Raw genomic sequence first — 6,812 nt, forward strand, 5'->3', positions numbered from 1 at the left:
GTTATAATGAAAAATTAACGCCGAATAAGAAAGTACGCGGACTGGCATAACTGCCTTCATCAATACCAAAATCTTTGGTGTTGCCACTCAACTCCGGATCAATACCACTGTAGCCCGTTAAAGTGAACAGGTTAGTTGCCGATACATAGATCCTTAGTTTTTGGATGCCTGCCTTTTTCAAAGCGTTCACTTTAAAAGTGTAGCCTATTTGCGCGTTGCGCAAGCGTACATAAGTTCCGTTTTCAACAAAGTAGGAGTTTGGTGTGGCACCACTACTGGTTGATGCATCAAGCTCCTGGATAGGTGCTTTGGCATTTTGGTGAGTTGGTGCCCATGAATCATTAAGCGCGGTATAGTTTTTCGCTGTTCCGTACGATGCATAAAAATCCCTCCAGTATTTTACGCTATTCCATAATTTGTTACCGAATGAACCGTAAAGAAATACGCTGGCATCAAAGTTTTTATAGTTTACAGATAGGTTTAAACCGGCAGTTACCTTAGGATTGGGATTGCCAATAAAAGTACGGTCGGCATCGGTGATCATACCATCGCCGTTCACATCCTTATATTTAAATCGGCCTACCTTAACGTCTGATTGATAAACGGCGTTAGGATCGTTACTTATTTTTTGAGCACTGGCGTTGGCCGCGTCAATCTGGGCCTGGTTATTCCAAAAGCCGTCTACCTGGTAACCGTAAAACTCACCTAAAGAGTGGCCAACCGCGCTTCGGGTTATCGGGCTATCAAAACGACTGGTGGCATCGCCCACAAAATAATCCCGATCGTCAGAAACCTTTAAAATTTTATTATTATAGGTAGTTATAGTACCGGTAGCGCCAAAGCTAAGGTCTTTACTTGCGGTAAAGTTGCCGGTTATCGAGATATCCAAACCATCGGTTTTCATTTTACCTACGTTTTGGGCAGGTACCTGTCCGTTACCGGCGGTGCCCAACTGCCTTGCAGCATATAACAAATCGTTGATGTTTTTGCGATAGTAATCGGCAGTCGCCGCTATTTTGCCATCAAATATGGTGGCATCAAAACCAATGTTGGAGTTGATATCTTTTTCCCACAAAGCGTGTGGATTGGCTATCTGATCCTGGTAAAAGCCGGGTACTAATGGCGCATTACCATCTAAAGGATAGTAGGATTGGCCAATATTGGTACTAAAAGTAGTGTAGGCATCTTTGGCGCCCATGTTAATCTGGTTGCCCATAATACCCCAGCCGCCGCGCACTTTTAAATCGGTAAGCCATTTCACATTTTTAAGGAAGCTTTCCTGCGATACACGCCAGCCGCCGCTAAATGCCGGGAAGTAACCGTAACGCTGATCGACCGGGAACTTTGAAGAACCATCCCTGCGAATAGTTGCATTAAACAAATACTTGTTGTCAAAAATATAATCGAGGCGGGCAAATTCAGAGAAAAGCGAATTGGAGGCCGTGCTGCTGTAAGTATTCTTATTATTGGTACCGGTTGAAAGGTTTACGTAATGAGGATCAAAACTATAAAACCCTTGAATGCTACCGCCAAGGCTGCTATCATGGTCTTCAACCGCTTCGGTACCTACAACCACATTCAGGTTATGCTTGCCAAAAGTTTTTTGATAGGATAATGTATTTGTCCAGTTAAAGCTATAGGCATTTTCAGAGTTTTCGCTGTAACTGTTTATCTGCGAATTTTCAACGTTTTCGTAAGTTGGATAATTAAACGAATGATTTTTACTGTTCAAAATATCACCACCAAAACTGGTACGCAGGGTAAGTCCTTTAAAAATATCGGCCTCGGCAAACATATTGCCCAACAGCCTGTAGGCCGTAGCGCCGTTTACTTTGGTGCGTTGCTGTATAGCTACCGGGTTATTGGCATCGCCTAAGCCCGTACCGTAGGTGCCTGCATAATTACCCATAATATCATATACCGGTATAATGGGCTGCTCCCTTAATCCCATCGCTATTACACCATCTGGGTTATTTGCAGTAACCTGCGCATGGTTTGAAGAAGCCACCTGTGGCGTATTGGTGATAGAATAAGCAATATTTTCGCCTACCCTGATGTGTTTGGTAATATTAAAGGTGGTATTTGAGCGCAGGGTATAGCGTTTTAAATAAGTATCAATCAACGTGCCTTGTTGATTAAAATAATTTAACGAAAACAGGTAGCTGGCCTGATCGCTGCTGCCGCTTAAGGTTAAGTTATGGCTGGTTATCGGCGCTGTTTTAAACAGTTCGTGATACCAGTCGGTACCGGTTTTATTGGCTTTTGTGATCCTGTAAAAGTTATTATAATCATCGGGCGATGTATAATTAGGGTTCACATAGTATTTTGAGGGATCAACCGATGGGTCGCCGTTTTTAGCGCCTGCCGGGGTGATATAATCTGGCAGCGTAAAATTTGCGCCATGCCCGTTAGGGTTATACAAAGGGTCCTGAAAATCGGTAGTACCCGAGTTTTTTTCGGCTGTCAATTGCAGGCTGGCTTGTTGCTGCGGATTAATGGTATTCCAAACATTACCGCCTTTAGGCACCTGCGAACCGTAATAAGCATCGTACTGGATGCTTACTTTGCCTTTACCTTTTTTGGTGGTGATAATGATTACCCCATTGGCAGCCCTTGCTCCATATATAGAGGCCGAGCTCGCATCCTTTAACACCTGTAACGATTCTACATCATTAGGATTGATGGTACTTACATCATAAGTTTCCATCCCATCAACCACATACAGCGGGGTATTATCGCCAAAAGTGTTAAAACCCCTGATGTGTACCTGCGGTTCTTCGCCCGGCTGGCCAGATCCTGTAACGGTAACACCGGATGCCTGCCCCTGCAACTGACTGTTTACCGATGATGATGCCTGCTTGTTAAGATCTTTAACATTTACCACAGCAACCGCGCCGGTAAGGTCCTTTTTCTTTTGGGTAGCATAACCTACCACAACAACCTCGTTTAAAGCTTTTGATTCTTCGGCCAGTTTTATGTTGATAACGCTTTGGCCGTTAACCGCGGCTTCCTGGCTGGTAAACCCCAAAAAGTTATACACCAGTGTGCCCGTGCCATCGGGCAGGGTGATGGTGTATTTACCATCCATATTGGTTACAGTGCCCAATGAGCTGCCTTTGAGCTTTATGCTTACACCGGGTAAAGGCGAGCCGCTTACATCGGTAACTACGCCTGTTACGGTAAGGGTTACTATTTCTTTACCGCCAGCAGGTTTAACAATGATGATATCATCAACCACCTGAAAGGTAAGCTGCTGGTTTTTAAGCACATTTTTCATTACGGTTTCAATGTTGGCGTCCTGCAGTTCCACATTGATCTTTTTATCAACGTTAACCTGGTCTAACCGGTAAAAAACCGTGTACTTGCTGCTTTTCTCAATCTGCTTAAACATTTGCTTTACAGATACATTGTTTACGTTAAAGTTGAAAACGTTTTGTGAGTAAACAGCCGCGTGTATTTGCATTATTCCCGTGAAGAGTAAAACAGTTACAAGCTTCATAATTTTAATCGTTTTTTGCCACGCGCGCGCAGCCCATACAGGTTTCCTGTCAAAATTTATCATAAATTTGTTTGTTAATCAGTTAATACGATGCTTCCCCAAGCGTAGGGTATTAGCTATTGATTTTATAAGAACCCGGAGTGTTAGCGCACGTCGGGTTTTTTATTTTGAAAGAGAGCGTTAGTTTCTGATCATATAATGCTTTGTTTTTTAAAGGTTAACAGATTAGTTTTTATCGTTTTTGGTTATGTTCACGGTGTTGCCGGTTACGGAATAATCAATGGGCGTATTACCCTTAATCAGTTCCAAAACCTTATTGATACTGGCCACATTTTTAAAGCTGCCCGAGTAGCGGATATTTTGCAGACTGGTATCATTCATCATAATTTTTACATTATACCTGCGCTCCAGCACTCTTGAAATTTCATCAAGTGTGTTACCGTCAAATACCAGCAAATCATCTTTCCAGCCATCATAACGGTCCATTTTTGCCGAATCGATTTGCATCATCTGAATCTCGTTAAGGTTATCCAACTCTTTTTTATCAACCGGCTTACCATCCTCATCGGCCTTGGGATAATAAATCCTGAGCACCTGGTGAGGCTTCACATAAATACGGTTCATTTCGTGGGTGTTGTTATCTACATTACCCTCAACAGCCACCTCGCCTTTTACCACGGTAGCTTCAAAGAAGCGATCTGTTGGATAGGCCTTTAAATTAAATTTTGTGCCGATGTCCCTAACAGTATAATTTTTTGTGTTTACCAAAAAGGGTATTGTTTTTTTGCCCGGGGCGATATCGAAAAACGCTTCTCCTTCCAGGTAAACCGTACGGTTGGTTTTACCAAACCCGGTATTATAATTAAGCCTACTGCCTGCATTAAGCCAAACCAGGGTGCCATCGCTCAGTACTATCTTTTTAATGCCCCCCTTGTTTACAGCTACCTGTTTTAATTTTTGCGTGTTTTGAGCGTAATGATTAAGCAATAACCCGGTAAGCACACTAAATACCGTTATAGCGGCTGCAACTTTACTCCATATTTTAAGTGTACGATACTTTGTTTCGCGCGGTAAATTATCCGCGGCGAATTTTTGGAACGCTTTTTCCTCTTTAACCACATCGGGTTGCAGGTACAGCATATTTTGCCAGGTTTCGTAAAGCTGCGCAAAATACTGTTCGTTTTCGGGATGCGCGCTTACCCATAGCCTTACCTGCTCTACCTCTTCATCATTGGCTTCGCGAGTTATATATTTTACCAGTAACAGTTTTATTTCTTCGTTATCCATCCTTATATATTGCTAAGACAACTGAAAAGGACTATACCCTCAAACCGTCGAAAAATATTTTCAATAAAAAAGCCGGCTCGTTGCTGAGCCGGCTGATGCTATAACTAATAACAGGTATATATTATTCTGCTGCCAGTAATTCGGCAAGGTTGTTAAGCCCCATGGTAAAGCCACCTTCAAAGCCCATAGCAACAATTTTTTCCAGATCGTCCTCACTGTCAAAACTAAGGTCTACTTCCAGTTTTGTGCCTGTTTCCGTAGCTTCAAAAACGTTATTCCAGTACATCTTCGGGAAGTCGCTATTAATATTGCCATCTTCATCACAAAAGCAGGCTGTGGCGGCAAAACTTTTACCGGCATCAATCTTTGTAAAATCTACCCGGCACCATGAGCGCTCTCCATTGGGGCCTGCCATACAATACAGCCAAAAGCCTCCTTCTTTAAAGTCCATGATTTTGGTTTCGGCTTTCCATGGTTTTGGTGCCCACCATTTGTCTAATACACTACTGTCGGTCCAGGCTTTCCAAACCTTTGCTACCGGGGCGGCAAAATAGCGGGTAATGTGCAGCTTTTTGTTAGCCAGATCTTTGGTGATCACTGTTTCATTTTTCATAATTGTTGGTTTTTAAAGGTCGTTTAATAAATCGTCTAACTGGTTAAACTTGTTTTCCCACAACTTGCGGAAGTTTTCAAGCCAATGGTCTATCTCTTTCATTTTTTGAAGATTTACGTGGTAATGAATTTCTCTGCCTATATGCTCCTGACTAAGTACCTCGCATTCGGTAAGGATTTGGATGTGTTTGGATACCGCCTGCCGGCTGCTTTCAAAATGTATGGCAAGTGCATTGGGTGTCATGGCTTGTAAAGCCAGCAGGCTCAGGATAGCCCTGCGGGTAGGATCGGCAATGGCCTGGAAAATATCTCTTCTCATATTTGCAACCGTTTGATTGCAAATATATGCGCAACCGATCAATTGCGCAAGTTTTTTTTGAAAATTTATTGGGGCAAGTAATCCCGCCGCCAAATAATGCAGGTTACTTTATCATTATTTCCACATTAAATTTGATGCTTATGAAAATTAATCCCTAACTTGTTAAAGTTTTTTAAAAAGTGATCTGTTTTCTTGCCTTATGAATAAATGATTACCAAAAGCAACCACGTATTAATTACAAAACTCACGCAGGGCGATGCCCGGGGTTTTGAGGCTTTATTTAAGCTTCACTACACGCGCCTCACACTTTTTGCCAACCGTTTTGTGAATGATTTACTGGTTGCCGAGGAAATTGTTGCCGATGTATTTACCGACTTATGGGAGAAAGGCCATGAAGTAACCTTTTCAACTTCGGTAAGCTCATACCTGTATAAAATGGTGCAAAACCGTAGCCTCAATTACCTTAAGCACCAGAAAATAGAAAACCTTTACGTAGTATACCTGCAAAAAAACAACCTGCTTGATGAGGTACGCAGCGCCGTTGAAAACGGTTATGAAGAAAAAGAGCTTGCCAGCCAGATCAAAGCCGCCATCAATACCCTCCCCGAAAAATGCCGCGAAATTTTTGTACTGAGTCGTTTTAGCGATATGAAGTATAAAGAGATTGCCAGTCAGCTTAATATATCCCCTAAAACTGTGGAACGCCAGGTGAGCATTGCCTTAGAGAAACTGAGGCAAACGCTGAGGCATGTGAGTTATTTGTTTATGTTTTGAGAAGATACAGTCGCGCTTTTAAACAGACGGAAAGTTTCCTGCATATTATCATACTCCGCTTTAGAAATAATGACAATATCTCCGTCGTTTCCGCAATCTACCACCAAGGGCTTATGGCTGCGTCTTACTTTATCTAAGGACACCTTTATTTGCTGTCTAAAATTTCTGAATGAAGTTATTTCCATCGTTTTATTTCAATAAAGATAGCAAACGAAAAAAACATTCTTATACCCTTCCGCATAGCGATGGGTTTAAAACCTTGAGTGTTCGAAACCTTATAAGTGGATTTTTATTTTTATTTTCGGTGTTTGTTCACATTTT

6 protein-coding genes are annotated in these 6,812 nt (G+C 42.1%); 1 reads left to right on the forward strand and 5 read right to left on the reverse strand.

Going from position 1 to position 6,812, the window contains the following annotated elements:
- Position 1: 1 nt before the first annotated feature.
- From QWZ17_RS01925 to QWZ17_RS01940, 4 genes are all read right to left on the reverse strand, one after another.
- Positions 2–3,499 (reverse strand): TonB-dependent receptor, encoded by a 3,498-nt coding sequence (locus QWZ17_RS01925; protein ID WP_290303179.1) that lies wholly within the window; start codon positions 3,497–3,499, stop codon positions 2–4.
- Positions 3,500–3,724: 225 nt separating this feature from the next.
- Entirely contained in the window at positions 3,725–4,786 is a 1,062-nt protein-coding gene (locus QWZ17_RS01930) for a FecR family protein (protein ID WP_290303180.1), read from the reverse strand.
- Positions 4,787–4,907: 121 nt separating this feature from the next.
- Positions 4,908–5,399 carry an SRPBCC family protein gene (locus tag QWZ17_RS01935; protein WP_290303181.1) on the reverse strand — a complete coding sequence of 164 codons (492 nt, stop codon included), beginning with the start codon at positions 5,397–5,399 and terminating at the stop codon, positions 4,908–4,910.
- 12 nt (positions 5,400–5,411) lie between these two features.
- Positions 5,412–5,717: an ArsR/SmtB family transcription factor gene (locus tag QWZ17_RS01940; RefSeq protein ID WP_290303182.1), complete on the reverse strand. Its 306-nt coding sequence runs from the start codon at positions 5,715–5,717 to the stop codon at positions 5,412–5,414.
- 207 nt (positions 5,718–5,924) lie between these two features.
- On the opposite strand from QWZ17_RS01940, the gene QWZ17_RS01945 reads away from it, so the two are divergent.
- On the forward strand, positions 5,925–6,491 hold the full coding sequence (locus QWZ17_RS01945; protein ID WP_290303183.1) for an RNA polymerase sigma-70 factor: 567 nt from the start codon (positions 5,925–5,927) through the stop codon (positions 6,489–6,491).
- On the opposite strand, the gene QWZ17_RS01950 is transcribed toward QWZ17_RS01945, so the two are convergent.
- Complete coding sequence (locus QWZ17_RS01950; RefSeq protein ID WP_290303184.1) at positions 6,473–6,676, reverse strand: type II toxin-antitoxin system Phd/YefM family antitoxin; 204 nt, start codon at positions 6,674–6,676, stop codon at positions 6,473–6,475. The genes QWZ17_RS01945 and QWZ17_RS01950 overlap by 19 nt on opposite strands.
- Positions 6,677–6,812 lie beyond the last annotated feature (136 nt).

The sequence above is a fragment of the Mucilaginibacter flavus genome (assembly GCF_030409315.1).
Taxonomy (GTDB): domain Bacteria; phylum Bacteroidota; class Bacteroidia; order Sphingobacteriales; family Sphingobacteriaceae; genus Mucilaginibacter; species Mucilaginibacter flavus.